Origin of the sequence: Microbacterium imperiale (assembly GCF_017876655.1) — a bacterium.
Taxonomy (GTDB): Bacteria; Actinomycetota; Actinomycetes; order Actinomycetales; family Microbacteriaceae; genus Microbacterium; species Microbacterium imperiale.
Map to the genome: position 1 here is coordinate 2,023,528 of NZ_JAGIOK010000001.1, position 15,006 is coordinate 2,038,533.

The window sequence follows — 15,006 nt, forward strand, 5'->3', positions numbered from 1 at the left end:
GCACATGACAGCTCCCGACAACACCCTCGCTCCCGCGACGGCGCCGCACGACCTCGTCGCCGCCGCCGGTCATCCGGGGGGAGGAGGCAACGTCAGGCCCGGCTACGACCCGCGCCTGGCCAACGAGGATCTCGCGCCGCTGCGCAAGCAGAAGTGGACCTGGTACAACATCTTCGCCTTCTGGATGTCGGACGTGCACTCGGTCGGCGGCTACGTCACCGCCGGCTCGCTCTTCGCCCTCGGCATCGCCGCCTGGCAGGTGCTCGTCGCGCTCGTCGTCGGCATCGTGATCGTGCAGGTGTTCGCGAACCTCGTGGCCAAGCCGAGTCAGAAGACCGGCGTGCCCTACCCGGTCGTCAACCGGGCGATCTTTGGCGTGCGCGGTGCGAACATCCCCGCCGTGATCCGCGGCATCATCGCGATCGCCTGGTACGGCGTGCAGACCTTCCTGGCGGCCCAGTCGCTCAACATCGTCTTCCTCAAGTTCATCCCGGGCTCGGCAGCGCTGCTCGACGTGAGCTTCCTCGGGCTGTCGGCCCTCGGGTGGATCTCGTTCGCGATCCTCTGGGTGGCGCAGGTCGCGCTGTTCTGGAACGGCATGGAGGTCATCCGCCGCTTCATCGACTTCGCCGGGCCCGCCGTCTACGTCGTCATGATCGTGCTCGCGATCTACCTCGTCAGCCAGGCCGGTTGGGAGAACATCGACCTCAACCTCTCCGACCCCGCGGCGGCGCCGCACGACTTCTGGGGAACGATCGGGCTCATGGCGATGGCCGTCGGCATCGTCGTGGCCTACTTCGCCGGGCCCATGCTGAACTTCGGCGACTTCGCCCGCTACGGCCGCTCGTTCGGCCAGGTCAAGAAGGGCAACTTCTGGGGTCTGCCCGTCAACTTCCTGTTCTTCTCGATCCTGACCGTCCTCACCGCCGCGGCGACGCTTCCCGTCTTCGGCGAGCTGATCCTCGACCCCATCCACACCGTCGAGGCCATCGACACGCCCTTCGCCATCCTGCTGGGCGGTCTCACCTTCGTCACCGCGACGGTCGGCATCAACATCGTCGCGAACTTCATCGCCCCGGCCTTCGACTTCTCGAACGTCGCACCGCAGAAGATCTCGTGGCGCATGGGCGGCATGATCGCGGCGGTCGGCTCGGTGTTCCTCATGCCCTGGAACTGGTACTCGGATGCCACGGCCATCCACTACTCGCTCGGCATCCTCGCCGCGCTGATCGGGCCCCTGTTCGGGCTGCTCGTCGCCGGCTACTACATCGCCGCGAAGCAGCGCATCAAGACCGATGACATGTTCACCATGTCGGAGACCGGCGCGTACTGGTACCGCAACGGCTACAACCCCAACGCGATGAAGACGCTGCTGGTCGCCGGCATCCCGACCATCCTCATCGCGATCCTGCCCAAGACCTTCGCCGACGCGGGCCTGTTCGACGTGTCGTGGATCGGCAACTTCACGTGGTTCATCGGCTGCGCGCTCGGCTTCGTCGCCTTCGTGGTCTTCGAGCGGCGTGACCCGCAGGTGCCGACCTTCGCGGGCGAGACCGAGGGCATCTCGGACGGCACCGCGCCCGAGCCCACCGCGGTCACGGGGGAGCCCACCGCGTGAGGATCACCCTGATCAACCCGAACACCTCCCGGGCGATGACGGCCAAGATCGCCGCCGCCGCCCGGGAGGTCGCCGGGCCCGGCGTCGAGATCGCCGCGGTGTGTCCCGAGACCGGGCCGGCGGCCATCGAGAGTCACGTCGACGAAGCCTTCGCGGCGGTCGCGATCGTGCGCCTCATCGAAGACGACATCGCGGCCGGCGGCAGCGACGCCTACGTCATCGCCTGTTTCGGCGATCCCGGCCTGGACGCCGCGCGCGAGCTCGTCGATGTGCCGGTCATCGGCATCGCCGAGGCGGCCATGCACGTCGCGACGCTGTCGGGGCGGCACTTCGCGGTCGTGACGACGCTCAGCCGGACACTGGGCCGGGCCCGTGACCTGCTGGCGCGCTACGGGATGGGCGAGGCCTGCGTCTCGCTCGTAGGCTCGGGCATCCCCGTCCTCGACCTCGAGGACACCGCGTCGACCTCGTTCGAGCGGATCGCCGCGCTCGCCGCGGACGAGGTGGCCGCGGGCGCCGACGTCATCGTCCTCGGGTGCGCCGGGATGACCGACCTGTGCCACGCGCTGACGGCGCGCGTGGGCGTGCCGGTCGTCGACGGCGTCGGCGCCGCGGTCGGCTTGGCCGCCACGATGGTGCGGATGCGGGTGGGCACGAGCAAGCGCGACGAGTACGCGCCGCCGCCGCGGGCCGCCGTCACGGTGTGATGCGCGGCGGGGGTCGTGTCACGCGAGTGTTACACCCGGGAAACCCTCGCGACAGCGTTAAGCCATAGCTTGATACTGTCCTTGTGCATCGCTCGCCGATGCCGATCGCCCCGAGCCGGGAGTTCTCGTGACCGCATCCTCTCCGTCGCGTTTCGTCGTGCGCGCCCAGCGTGCTTTCGACGGGACCGGATTCGTCCCGGTCGCCGTCGTCGTCGATGAGGGGCGCATCGTCGACCTCCTGCCCGTCGCCGCGCCGGTCGCCGGTGCCCCCGAGGTGGCCGTCACGGACGAGGCCGTGCTGCTGCCGGGCCTGGTCGACTCGCACGTGCACGTCAACGAGCCCGGACGCACGGAGTGGGAGGGATTCCGCTCCGCCACGCTCGCGGCCGCGGCGGGCGGCATCACCACGCTCGTCGACATGCCCCTGAACTCGGTGCCGCCGACCACGACCGTGTCGGGACTGGAGGTCAAGCGGGCGGCGGCTACGGCATCCGCCTTCGTCGACGTCGGCTTCTGGGGCGGCGCTGTCCCCGAGAACCTCGGACGTCTGGCACCGTTGCACGAGGCGGGCGTGTACGGGTTCAAGTGCTTCCTGGCCCCCTCGGGCGTCGAGGAGTTCGGCCACCTCGACCGCGCGCAGCTGCGGGCGGCGATGGACGAGGTCGCGGCCCTCGGCTCGCGACTGATCGTGCACGCCGAAGACCCCGCTCTGCTGGGCGCCGGCGGGGCACTCGGACGCGGCTACGACGCCTTCCTCGCGTCGCGGCCGGCGACGAGCGAGGCCTCCGCGATCGAGGCGGTCATCGCCGCCGCGCGGGCCAGCGGCGCCCGCGCGCACATCCTGCACCTGAGCGACGCACGCTCGCTGCCCGCGATCCGCGCCGCGCGTGCGGAGGGCGTCGCCCTGACCGTCGAGACCTGCCCCCACTACCTCACGCTGGTCGCCGAGGACATCCCCGACGGTGCGGCCGAGTTCAAGTGCTGTCCGCCGATCCGGGAAGCCTCGAACCGCGACCTGCTCTGGGAGGGCGTGGTCGACGGGACGATCGACGCCATCGTGAGCGACCACTCGCCCTCCACGGTCGACCTCAAGCGCGCCGGCGACGGTGACTTCGGCCTCGCGTGGGGTGGGATCTCGGGGCTGCAGGTGGGGCTGTCGGCGGTGTGGACCGAGGCGCACGGTCGCGGCATCCCGCTCGAGACGGTCCTGCCGCTGTTCACGACCGGGCCGGCCGCGGTCGCGGGCCTGTCGGAGGTGGGACGCATCGAGGTCGGCGCCCCGGCGCACCTCACCGTGTTCGCGCCCGACGACGAGCTGCGGATCGACGCCGCCGCGCTGCACCACCGCAACCCCATCTCGGCCTACGACGGGCGGATGCTGCGCGGTCGCATCCTCCGCACGTGGCTGCGTGGTCGCAGCGTCTTCGACGCCGCCCGGGGCGGCGCGGGCGAGGCTCCCGACACCCGCGGAGCGCCGGGCGGACGGTTGCGCTCGCGCACCGACGAGCTCATCGGCGCCGCCGGAGAGACGCGATGACCGGCGCCGCGACCGGCATCCCGAGCGACCTGCGAGCGGCCTTCGACGCGTATGAGCGCGCCCTCGCCGACAACGACCTCCAGGCGCTCGACGCGGCCTTCGCGCCGGGGTCCGAGACGCTTCGCGGTGACGGCGCCGGGCTGCTGGTCGGGCACGACGCGATCAGCGCCTTCCGCGGCGTCCGCGGCGGGGTGCCGGCCCGATCGATCGAGCGGATCGAGTACCGACCGCTCGCCGCCGACACGGCGCTGCTGATGTCGGTGTCGCGCTTCCACAGCGGCGGTCGCGGCCTGCAGACCCAGGTGTGGCAGCGGATCGACGGGCGGTGGCTCATCACCGCGGCGCACGTCACCCCGCGCCCGGCGGCGTTCGACCGCGCCATCTGGCGCACCGTCGGCGACCCGCTGTACCAGGGCGCGTGGGAGGGGCCGCTCGCCGGCCTGACGATCGCGGTGAAGGATCTCTTCGCGATCAAGGGCTACCGGATCGGCGCGGGCAACCCCGCCTTCCTCGCCGATGCCCGCCCCGAGACGACCACGGCACCGGCGGTCGGCGACCTGCTGCGCGGCGGGGCGTCGCTGCGCGGCATCGCGCGCACCGACGAGTTCGCCTACTCCGTCGCCGGCGACAACGCGCACTACGGCACGCCGCCCAACGTCACGGTTCCCGGCGCGCTGCCCGGCGGGTCGTCGAGCGGGCCGGCATCCGCCGTCGCCGCAGGCCAGGCCGATGTCGGCCTCGCGACCGACACCGCGGGATCGGTGCGCGTCCCCGCGTCGTACCAGGGGCTCTGGGGGCTGCGCACAAGCCACGACCTCGTCCCACGACAGGGGATGCTGCCGCTCGCGCAGACCTTCGACACCGTCGGCTGGCTGACCCGGGACGGCGCCACGTTGCAGCGCGTCGCGCAGTGGTGCCTGAGCTACGACGGTTCGGGCAGCACCGAGCAGACCCTCGGGGCGTCCGAGGCCGACCTGCCGTGGCGCTTCGTGATCCCCGACGAGGTCGTGGCCGCGGCCGACGCCGGCACCCGCGCTGCGTTCGACGAGCTGACGTCGCGGCTCGAGGGGGCGGCCGAGGCCCCCGGGCTCGAGCACGCGAGCATCGGCGACCTCGACGACTACCTCGCGGCGTTCCGGACGGTGCAGGGCGCCGAGGCCTGGCGCAACAACGGCGCCTGGCTCTCGGCTCACCCGGAAGCCACGGGAGCCGCCGTCGCGGCGCGGTTCCGCGGCGCCGCTGCGGTGACGCCCGCCGACGAGGCCACCGCACGCGCAGCGCTCGGACCGCTGCGCGACCGCCTGCACGAGCTCGTCGCCGATGCGGCGCTGCTGCTGCCGACCGTGCCCGGACCCGCGCCCGCCGTCACGACCGACCCCGACCGGATGGATGCCGTCCGCCGCGACACTCTGCGCATGACCACGCCCGCCGCCGTCGCGGGCCTGCCGGCGATCTCGGTGCCCCTGCTGACCGTCCCGTCCCCGCTCGGCGCCGCGCCCGTCGGGGTGAGTCTCGTCTCTCGCGCCGGCACCGACCTCGCCCTCGTGCGCCTCGCGCGCCGCCTCGCCACGCTCCTCGACCCCCGGATGGACCCCCGATGACCGCTTCGACCGTGCAGATCCCCGGCCCGATCGACCCGCCCGCGCGACTGCTCATGGGCCCCGGCCCCATCTCGGCCTACCCGAGCGTGCTCCGCGCGATGTCGGCGCCCCTCGTCGGCCAGTACGACCCGTTCATGACGCAGACCATGACCGAGACGCAGCAGCTGTACCGGGCGGTGTGGAACACCGCGAACGAGGCGACCCTGCTCGTCGACGGCACGAGCCGCGCCGGCATCGAGGCGGCGATCGTGTCGCTGGTGCGGCCGGGTGACCGCGTGCTCGTTCCCGTGTTCGGCCGGTTCGGCCTGCTGCTGGCCGAGATCGCCGAGCGCGCGCAGGCCGAGGTGCACACGATCGAGACGGCGTGGGGCCAGGTGTTCACCCCGGCGGCGATCGAGGAGGCGATCGTCCGCGTGCGGCCGACGCTGCTCGCGCTCGTGCAGGGCGACACCTCGACCACCATGAACCAGCCGCTCGACGAGATCGGCGCGATCTGCGTCAAGCATGGCGTGCTGTTCTACACCGACGCCACGGCATCCCTCGGCGGCAACGCCTTCGAGGCCGATGCGTGGGGACTGGATGCCGCGACCGCCGGCCTGCAGAAGTGCCTCGGCGGCCCGAGCGGCTCGGCGCCGATCACGCTCAGCGACCGCGCCGTCGAGATCATCCGTTCCCGTCGGCGCATCGAGGCGGGCATCCGCGAAGAGGGCGACCCCGACGCGCCCGACTTCGTGCGCTCGAACTACTTCGACCTGGGGATGATCCTCGATTACTGGGGCCCGCGACGCCTCAACCACCACACCGAGGCCACCACGATGCTCTACGGGGCTCGCGAGTGCGCCCGCGTGCTGCTGCTCGAAGGGCGCGACGAGGTCATCGCGCGGCACGAGCTGGCCGGCCGGGCGATGCTCGCCGGTGTGCAGGCGCTCGGGCTCACCGTCTTCGGCGATGTCGCGCACAAGATGAACAACGTCGTCGCGGTCGAGATCCCCGAGGGCGTTCCCGGGGACGAGGCGCGCGGCGCGCTGCTGACCGACTTCGGCATCGAGATCGGCACCTCGTTCGGTCCCCTCCACGGCCGTGTCTGGCGCATCGGCACGATGGGGTACAACGCCCGCCAGGACGCGGTGCTCACGACGCTCGCGGCGCTCGAAGCGGTGCTGCGCCGCTACCGGGTCGCCATGCCGGTCGCGGGCGGGGTCGACGCGGCGGCCGACGTGTACCGGGGGCGGTGAGCCGTGGCATCCGCTCTGCTGACCGCCTCGCCCGATCGCATCGCCACGGCCGCCCGTCGCGTCATGGCGCGCTGCGACGAACTCGCCGGCATCAGCGCCGCAGCCGATCGCATCGAGCGGGTGTACCTCTCACCCGAGCACGCGCGAGTGAACCGGCTCGTGGCGGAGTGGATGCGCGAGGCGGGAATGTCGACCCACCAGGATGCCGCCGGCAACCAGATCGGCCGGCTCGACACCCGCGGCGACGACGCGGCGCTCATGATCGGGTCGCACCTCGACACCGTGTCGGACGCCGGGCGGTTCGACGGCATCGTCGGCGTGCTCATGGGGCTCGAGGTCGTGCGGCTGCTGCGCGAGCCCGACGAGGCCGGTTGGCGCTCGCCGCTGCCGTTCGCCGTCGAGGTCGCGGCCTTCTGGGACGAGGAGGGCACGCGCTTCGGCAAGGCGCTGCTGGGCTCCTCCGCGGTCGGCGGCGTGTGGGATGACGCGTGGTGGCAGCTCGTGGACGCCGAGGGCACGACGTTGCGGCAGGCCTTCGTCGAGTTCGGCCTCGACCCCGCCCGCATCACCGAGGCGGCGCGCCGGCCAGACGAGCTGATCGGCTACCTCGAGGCGCACATCGAGCAGGGCCCCGAGCTGCACCGGCGCGGCGAGTCGCTCGCCGTGGTGTCATCGATCGCCTCGGCGCGGCGGTTCCTGCTGACGGTCGAGGGCGAGGCCCGTCACGCGGGCGGCACCCCCTACGACATGCGCCGCGATGCTCTGCTGGGCGCCTCGGAAGCGGCGCTCGCGGTCGAGCGCCTCTGCCGGGCCGAGCACCACATCATCGGAACCGTCGGCCAGTTCGAGGCGTTTCCCGGCGGCGTGAACATCGTTCCCGGCGAGGTGCAGTTCTCGCTCGACCTACGCGGCGAGTTCGACGGAGAGCGCGACCGGGTGTGGGGGCGGCTCACCGCCGAGCTCGACATGATCATGCGACGCCGCGGCCTGCGCTGGCAGCACCGCGAGATCCACAACGCCCCCGCCATCGCGTGCGCGCCGCTGCTGCAGGACGTCGTGCGCGCCGGCATCGGCGCGACGACGACGCACACGCGCGACGAGGCCCCCGTCATCTTCAGCCCGGCGGGTCACGACGGGATGGCGCTCGGCGGACTCACCGACATCGGGATGCTGTTCCTGCGCAATCCCGACGGCATCAGCCACCACCCCGACGAGGCGGTGTCGACCGAGGACGTGGCGCGCGGCATCCGTGCCCTCGCCGAATCGGTGCTGCACCTGGCGGCCGAGCGGCGCGCCTGAGCGGTCAGGGCTCGACGATGTTGAGGGGCTCCTCGCCCGCGGCGAGGCGCTCGATCTGGCTGCGCACGAGCTTCGCGATGCGCGGGCGCATGGCGTCGGCCGCGCCACCCACGTGCGGCACGATCAGCGCGCCCGGGGCCGACCAGAGCGGGTGCTCGGCGGGCAGCGGCTCGGGGTCGACGACATCGAGCGCCGCGCGCAGTCGCTCCGACTGCAGCTCGGCCACGAGCGCATCGGTGTCGAGCACCGTCCCGCGACCGACGTTCACGACGAGTGCGCCGTCGGGCAGCAGCGCCAGCTGCTCGGCGCCGATGAGCCCGCGGGTGGGCTCGCCGCCGGGCAGCGTGATCATGAGGATGTCGGTGCGCGGCAGCAGTTCCGGCAGCTCGTCGATGCCGTGGATGTGCACGCCGTCTTCGTCGCGGGCCCGCGAGGCGACGGGGACGATCGTCGTCTCGAACGGCGCCAGGCGCGCGGCGATGGCCTTGCCGACCCCGCCGTAGCCGAGGACGAGCACCGTGCTGTCGGCGACGCTCCGGCTGAACTGGGGCGCCCAGCGCGCGTGCTCCTGGTTGCGCACGTAGTCGGCGAGGTCGCGCTGCGCGACGATCGTCAGCCCGACGGCGATCTCGGCCGTCGCGGCCTCGTGCACGCCCGACGCGTTCGCGAGGCGCGCACCGTCGGGAAGGTAGGCGCCCATGCCCTCGTAGCCGATCGACTGGCTCTGCAGCACGTCGACGCGCACCCCCTCGAGCGCGGCGAGCAGACGCTTGCCCGACATGTACGGCGGCACGACGAGGTCGAAGGCGTCGCGCGGTGCGGGGGAGCGCAGATCCCAGACCACGAGGTCGACGCCGGTCGGCAGGTCGCCGAGATCGGACGCGAGTTCGTCGGTGGGCACGCTGACGACGACGGCACGGGGGGATTCGCTCATGCCCCCACGCTACCGACCGGAGCTCAGACCCGGGTGAGGACCGCCGCCACCGCCGACGTGAAGAACGTCAGTCCGTCCGTGCCCGAGCGCATCGCCGAGGGGGTCTGCGGGCCGAAGCCCGGCTCGACCGCATGCTCGGGGTGCGGCATGAGGCCGACGACGTTACCGCGCTCGTTGGTCAGGCCGGCGATGTCGTCGAGCGAGCCGTTGGGGTTCACGCCGCGGTAGCGGAACGCGACGAGGCCGTCGCCTTCGATCTGCTTGAGCGTCTCGGCCGAGCACGTGAAGCCGCCGTCGGCGTTCTTCAGCGGGATGACGATCTCCTGGCCGACCTCGAACCCGTTCGTCCATGCGGTGTCGGCGTTCTCGACGACCAGGCGCTGGTCGCGGCGGATGAACTGCTGGTGCGCGTTGCGGATGAGGCCGCCCGGCAGCAGGTGCGCCTCGACGAGCATCTGGAAGCCGTTGCAGATGCCGAGGATGGGCATGCCCTTGGCTGCGGCATCCTTCACCTCGGCCATGATCGGCGCGAGGGCTGCGATCGCGCCGGCGCGCAGGTAGTCGCCGTAGCTGAAGCCGCCGGGCAGCACGAGCGCGTCGACGCCGTCCAGATCGTGCGAGCCGTGCCACAGCGCGACCGGCTCGGCGCCCGCGAGGCGCACGGCCCGCTGCGCGTCCCGGTCGTCGAGCGAGCCCGGGAAGGTGATGACGCCGATGCGCGCGGTCACTCGACGACCTCGATGTTCACGACATCCTCGATCACCGAGTTCGAGAGGATCTCGTCGGCGATGCGACGGGCGGCGTCGAGCGTCGCATCGTCGGCCTGGTCGACCGTGAGCTCGAACCGCTTGCCGATGCGGACGTCCGAGAAGCCCGCCACGCCGAGGCGGGTGAGTGCGCCCGAGACGGCCTTGCCCTGCGGATCCAGCAGCTCGGCCTTGGGCATGACGTCGACGACGATGGTGGGCATTGCGGGCTCCGGAGGTCGCGGGATGGGTGCGCGACCAGTCTACGGGTGGGATGCCGCCGCGCGGTGCCTGCGCTGCGGCGTCGTGCCGGTCGCTCACCGCACGCGGGGCTGCCATTGGTGGCGCTTTCCGTGATCCGATCGTGATGGAAAACGTGGGAGCGCTCTCTTGTGCCGTTGAGAGCGCTCCCGTATGGTCTTGGTCAATCGGTGAGAGCGCTCCCAGAGTCGGGTCGCACCACCGCGCACCGCATACCGCAATCACGAAGGAGTGACACGTGAATTCACGCGCCCTGCGGCGGATCGGCCTCGTGGCCGGCGTCGCAACCACCTCCGCCATCGTCCTCGCCGGCTGCTCCGGCGGCGGCGGCGCAGCCTCCGGTGGTGACGAGAACACCCTGACCCTCGCCACGTTCAACGACTTCGGGTACACCGACGAGCTGCTGGCGGAGTTCACCGAGGAGACCGGCATCAAGGTCGTCCACAACAAGGCCGCGACCTCGAACGACGCGCGCGCCAACTTCTTCCAGAAGCTCGGCAAGACCGGCCTCGCCGACGTCGAAGGCGTCGAGGTCGACTGGTTCCCCGAGATGATGCAGTACTCCGACCTCGTCGCTCCCGTGCCCGAGGACCTGCAGGGCCGCTGGCTCGACTGGAAGGAGAAGGCGGCGACCGACGCCGAGGGCAACCTCGTCGCGTACGGCACCGACGTCGGCCCCCAGGCCATCTGCTACCGCGCCGACCTGTTCGAGGCGGCCGGCCTGCCCACCGCCCGTGAAGATGTCGCAGCGCTCTTCCCGACGTGGGACGCGTTCTTCCAGATCGGCAGCGACTACGTCGAGAAGACCGGCAAGCCGTTCATCGACTCGGCCAACTCGGTGCTCCAGGGCGTCGTGAACCAGCTCGAGATCGCCTACGAGGAGCCGGACGGCACGGTCGTGGCGACCGAGAACCCCGACATCCGCGCGGCGTACGACACCGTCGTCGACAAGGCGATCCCGATCGCGGCCTTCCCCGGGCAGTGGACGGACGACTGGTACGCGTCGATGGCCAGCGGCGAGTTCGCCGCCATGCTGTGCCCGCCGTGGATGCACGGCATCATCGAGGGCGAAGCGCCTGACATCGACGGCTGGGACGTCGCCAACGCCTTCCCCGAGGGCGGCGGCAACTGGGGCGGCTCGTACCTCGTCGTGCCGGCCAACGGCAAGAACGTCGAGAACGCGCAGAAGCTCGCCGACTGGCTGACCTCGCCCGAGACGCAGATCAAGGCGTTCAACAACGCGGGCACCTTCCCGAGCCAGCCCGAGGCGCAGTCCAGCGCCGACCTGACCGGCTTCGTGAGCCCCTACTTCAATGACGCTCCGACCGGCGAGATCGGCATCGACCGCGCCAACGCGATCACCGTCACCACCTTCAAGGGACCGAAGTACTTCCAGTACCACGACGCTCTCGGCAACGCGATCACCCGCGTCTTCGACGGCATCGAGGACAAGGAGACCAGCTGGAACACCTGGGTCAACGAGGTCGGAAGCTTCTGATCCGACTCGTCGGGGCGCGTCGCGTGCGGCGCGCCCCGGCACACCCTTCCCCTCGACGCCCTCGAAGGACTCCTGTGACCACGACACAACCGCGCCCCACCACGCGCGCCCCCCGACCCGACGACGGCATCCGTCAGCCTCGCGTGATCTCGTTCTCGCAGAAGCTGAGCAAGTGGGACCTCCGCTTCTCGCCGTACCTCTACATCTCGCCGTTCTTCATCATGTTCGCGATCGTCGGGCTCTTCCCGATCGCCTACACCGCGGTGATCTCGTTCATGGACTGGGACCTCATCCGCAATGAGGGCGAGTTCATCGGATTCGACCAGTACATCTGGATCCTGTCGCAGCCCCACTTCTGGACGGCCCTGCGCAACACCTTCAGCATCTTCCTGCTCTCGAGCGTGCCCCAGCTGGTGCTCGCGATCTTCATCGCCGCCGTCCTCGACCGCAACATCCGCGCCAAGACGTTCTGGCGCATGGCCGTGCTCGTGCCCTACGTCGTCGCCCCGATCGCGGTCGGCCTCATCTTCAACGCGATGTTCGCCGATCAGTCCGGCTTCATCAACGGCATCCTGCAGTCGATCGGCATCGGCGCCATCCCCTGGCACGTCGAGCCGTTCTGGAGCCACGTGGCCATCGCCACGATGGTCAACTACCGCTGGATGGGCTACAACACGCTGATCCTGCTCGCGGCCATGCAGGCCGTGAACCGTGACTTCTACGAGGCGGCCACCGTCGACGGCGCCGGCCCGATCCGGCAGTTCTTCTCGATCACGCTGCCCTCGCTCAAGCCGACCCTCATCTTCGTCATCATCACGGCGACCATCGGCGGTCTGCAGATCTTCGACGAGCCGCGGGTGTTCGATCAGGCGGGTCGCGGCGGTTCGGCGCAGCAGTGGCTCACCATCACGCTCTACCTGTACGACGTCGGCTGGGGCCAGTGGAACTTCGGCCGCGCGGCGGCGATGGCGTGGATCCTCTTCATCATCATTCTTCTCATCGGCCTGCTGAACCTCATCATCACCCGCACGTTGGTGCGGGATGAAGGACTCCGCCGCGAGCTCAGCAAGCGGCAGCAACGCGAGCAGGCGAAGCAGGCGCGACGCGCGCTGAAGGAGACGCAGGCATGAGCACCATCGGCACCACCCCCACGCCCCTCGCGACAGTCGAAGAGGGCATCCCCAACAGCGCGGCCCGGCGGCGCGGGGCGCGTACCCGCCGCATCCGCGGCAGCCGTCCCGGGTTCTGGACCTATGCCATCCTCGGGGCGGTCTTCCTCTCGGCCGCCTTCCCGCTGTACTGGTCGTTCGTCATCGGCTCCGGCGACTCCACGACGCTGCGCAAGCCGTTCCCGTGGATTCCCGGAGGGAACTTCTTCGAGAACGCCGCATCGGTCATCACCAACCCGGCGGTGAACTTCTGGCCCGCGCTGTGGAACTCCATCTACAGCTCGTTCCTCATCGCCGCCGCGGTCGTGATCACCTCGACGCTCGCCGGCTGGGCCTTCGCGAAGCTGCGCTTCCACGGCGGACCCGCGCTGCTCGTCTTCGTCGTCGCGACCATGGCGGTGCCGCAGCAGCTCGGCGTCGTGCCCCTCTACATCCTGTTCTCCGACCTCGGCTGGACGGGGCAGATCGGCGCGATCATCATCCCTGCGCTGACGAGTGCATTCGGTGTCTTCTGGATGACGCAGTACCTGCGTCAGGCCGTCCCGGACGAGCTCATCGAGGCCGCTCGCGTCGACGGCGCGTCGATGATCCGCACGTTCTGGACGGTGGGCATGACGGCGGCGCGACCGGCCGCCGCGATGCTCTTCCTGTTCACGTTCGTCGGGGCCTGGAACAACTTCTTCTGGCCGTTCATCGTGCTGGACCGGCAGAACCCGACCCTCCCGGTGGCGCTGTCGCTGCTGCAGTCGAACTACTTCGTCGACTACTCGGTCGTGCTCGCCGGCGTGATCCTCGCGACCATCCCGCTGCTGCTGCTGTTCATCTTCGCGGGCAAGCAGCTGGTCAGTGGCATCATGGCCGGGGCGGTGAAGGGATGACCCTCCACCTGGACCGTTCCGAGCAGGAGACCATGAACCCTTCCCGCGCCTTCCCGACCGGCTTCCTCTTCGGAGCCGCGACGGCCGCCTACCAGATCGAGGGCGCCGCCTTCGAAGACGGCCGCACCGCATCGATCTGGGACGCGTTCGCACGCGTGCCCGGAGCGGTCATCAATGCCGACAACGGCGATGTCGCCTGCGACCACTACCACCGCTACCGTGACGACGTCGCGCTCATGAAGGACCTCGGGCTCGACACCTACCGGTTCTCCACCTCGTGGTCGCGCGTGCGCCCCGACGGCGGCCCGCTCAACCCGAAGGGCGTCGACTTCTACAAGCGGCTCGTCGATGAGCTGCTCGGCGCCGGCATCATCCCGTGGCTGACGCTGTACCACTGGGACCTGCCGCAGGCGATCGAGGAGCGCGGTGGCTGGACGCTCCGCGAGACGGCGGAGCGATTCGCCGAGTACGCGCTCGACATGCACGACGCGCTCGGCGACCGCGTGCAGCATTGGACCACCCTCAACGAGCCCTGGTGCTCGTCGTTCCTCAGCTACACCGCCGGCATCCACGCGCCCGGTCGCTTCGACATCGGTGACGGCATGCTCGCCGCCCACCACCTGCTGCTCGGACACGGGCAGGCCGTGCGCGAGCTGCGCCAGCGCGACGCCTCGCTGTCGCTGGGCATCACGCTCAACCTCACGGTGGCTGAGCCGGCCGATCCGACCGACGCCGCCGACCGCGACGCCGCGCGCCGCATCGACGGACAGTTCAACCGCTGGTTCCTCGATCCCATCTTCCGGGCGGCCTACCCGGCGGACGTCGTCGCCGACATCGAGAAGGTGGATGCCGCCGCGGTCGCGCGCTGGCGCGATGCCGTGCATTCCGGTGACGAGGCGACCATCGCCCAGCCGCTCGATGCGCTCGGGGTGAATTACTACCACGGCGAGTTCGTGGGCGGTCGGCCGGACCCGAACCCGCCGACCCCGGGCGACGCGCCCACCGACCGCACGACCGGCAGCCCGTGGCCCGCCGGACACGACATCTACTGGCACGAGCGCGGGCTTCCCCGCACCTCGATGCACTGGGAGGTGCAGCCGGCGGGACTCACCGAGCTGCTCGAGCGGGTCTGGACCGAGTACGCGCAGCCCGTGGGAACCGTCCTGTACGTGACCGAGAACGGCGCCGCGTACGACGATGAGGTCGTGGTCGTCGACGGCGAGGAGACGGTGCCCGACGTCGAGCGCACCGAGTTCCTGCGCGCGCACCTGGGGGCGATCCTCGACGCCCGGGATGCCGGTGTCGACGTCCGCGGCTACTTCTACTGGTCTCTCCTCGACAACTTCGAATGGGCCTGGGGATACGAGAAGCGGTTCGGCATCGTCCGCGTCGATTACCACACCCAGGAGCGCACGCTGAAAGACAGCGCGAAGGAGTATCGTCGGGTCATCGCAGAACGTGCGATCGACGTCCCCGCCGCCGCGGGGGACGCCGCCCGGACCGCCGTCCCGAGGTAGCCCACG

At 70.8% G+C, this 15,006-nt stretch carries 13 protein-coding genes; 10 read left to right on the forward strand and 3 right to left on the reverse strand.

Annotation, left to right across the window (positions count from 1 at the left end; genetic code table 11):
- The first annotated feature begins 4 nt into the window (after window positions 1-4).
- The 6 genes from JOF37_RS10000 to JOF37_RS10025 all read left to right on the forward strand — a co-directional run bounded on the left by JOF37_RS10000 (window position 5) and on the right by JOF37_RS10025 (window position 7,997).
- The gene (locus tag JOF37_RS10000) at window positions 5-1,618 is read left to right on the forward strand and encodes an NCS1 family nucleobase:cation symporter-1 (RefSeq protein ID WP_210006679.1); all 1,614 of its coding nucleotides are present in this window, start codon (window positions 5-7) and stop codon (window positions 1,616-1,618) included.
- Window positions 1,615-2,325 (forward strand): aspartate/glutamate racemase family protein, encoded by a 711-nt coding sequence (locus JOF37_RS10005; protein WP_271175029.1) that lies wholly within the window; start codon window positions 1,615-1,617, stop codon window positions 2,323-2,325. The genes JOF37_RS10000 and JOF37_RS10005 overlap by 4 nt, the downstream gene beginning before the upstream one ends.
- A gap of 127 nt (window positions 2,326-2,452) precedes the next feature.
- Window positions 2,453-3,862, forward strand: a complete 1,410-nt coding sequence (gene allB, locus JOF37_RS10010) for an allantoinase AllB (RefSeq protein WP_210006680.1) — start codon at window positions 2,453-2,455, stop codon at window positions 3,860-3,862.
- Window positions 3,859-5,463: an AtzH-like domain-containing protein gene (locus JOF37_RS10015; protein WP_210006681.1), complete on the forward strand. Its 1,605-nt coding sequence runs from the start codon at window positions 3,859-3,861 to the stop codon at window positions 5,461-5,463. The genes allB and JOF37_RS10015 overlap by 4 nt, the downstream gene beginning before the upstream one ends.
- Window positions 5,460-6,698 carry a pyridoxal-phosphate-dependent aminotransferase family protein gene (locus JOF37_RS10020; RefSeq protein ID WP_210006682.1) on the forward strand — a complete coding sequence of 413 codons (1,239 nt, stop codon included), beginning with the start codon at window positions 5,460-5,462 and terminating at the stop codon, window positions 6,696-6,698. Before JOF37_RS10015 ends, JOF37_RS10020 begins: the two co-directional genes overlap by 4 nt.
- A 3-nt stretch (window positions 6,699-6,701) precedes the next feature.
- Window positions 6,702-7,997 (forward strand): Zn-dependent hydrolase, encoded by a 1,296-nt coding sequence (locus JOF37_RS10025; RefSeq protein ID WP_271175030.1) that lies wholly within the window; start codon window positions 6,702-6,704, stop codon window positions 7,995-7,997.
- 4 nt (window positions 7,998-8,001) lie between these two features.
- Here the strand turns inward: JOF37_RS10025 and JOF37_RS10030 are convergent, their stop codons facing one another.
- The 3 genes from JOF37_RS10030 to purS are packed head-to-tail and all read right to left on the reverse strand — an operon-like array spanning window position 8,002 to window position 9,901.
- Entirely contained in the window at window positions 8,002-8,931 is a 930-nt protein-coding gene (locus tag JOF37_RS10030; protein WP_210006683.1) for a 2-hydroxyacid dehydrogenase, read from the reverse strand.
- Window positions 8,932-8,954: 23 nt separating this feature from the next.
- The gene (purQ, locus tag JOF37_RS10035; protein WP_210006684.1) at window positions 8,955-9,659 is read right to left on the reverse strand and encodes a phosphoribosylformylglycinamidine synthase subunit PurQ; all 705 of its coding nucleotides are present in this window, start codon (window positions 9,657-9,659) and stop codon (window positions 8,955-8,957) included.
- Complete coding sequence (gene purS, locus JOF37_RS10040; RefSeq protein WP_210006685.1) at window positions 9,656-9,901, reverse strand: phosphoribosylformylglycinamidine synthase subunit PurS; 246 nt, start codon at window positions 9,899-9,901, stop codon at window positions 9,656-9,658. Before purS ends, purQ begins: the two co-directional genes overlap by 4 nt.
- Window positions 9,902-10,176: 275 nt before the next feature.
- Between purS and JOF37_RS10045 the strand changes: the two genes are divergently transcribed.
- The 4 genes from JOF37_RS10045 to JOF37_RS10060 all read left to right on the forward strand — a co-directional run bounded on the left by JOF37_RS10045 (window position 10,177) and on the right by JOF37_RS10060 (window position 15,000).
- Complete coding sequence (locus JOF37_RS10045) at window positions 10,177-11,436, forward strand: ABC transporter substrate-binding protein (RefSeq protein WP_210006686.1); 1,260 nt, start codon at window positions 10,177-10,179, stop codon at window positions 11,434-11,436.
- 74 nt (window positions 11,437-11,510) lie between these two features.
- Entirely contained in the window at window positions 11,511-12,566 is a 1,056-nt protein-coding gene (locus tag JOF37_RS10050) for a carbohydrate ABC transporter permease (RefSeq protein WP_271175031.1), read from the forward strand.
- Window positions 12,563-13,483 (forward strand): carbohydrate ABC transporter permease, encoded by a 921-nt coding sequence (locus JOF37_RS10055; RefSeq protein ID WP_210006687.1) that lies wholly within the window; start codon window positions 12,563-12,565, stop codon window positions 13,481-13,483. Before JOF37_RS10050 ends, JOF37_RS10055 begins: the two co-directional genes overlap by 4 nt.
- 32 nt (window positions 13,484-13,515) lie before the next feature.
- Entirely contained in the window at window positions 13,516-15,000 is a 1,485-nt protein-coding gene (locus tag JOF37_RS10060; protein ID WP_210006688.1) for a GH1 family beta-glucosidase, read from the forward strand.
- The last annotated feature ends 6 nt before the right edge of the window (window positions 15,001-15,006 follow it).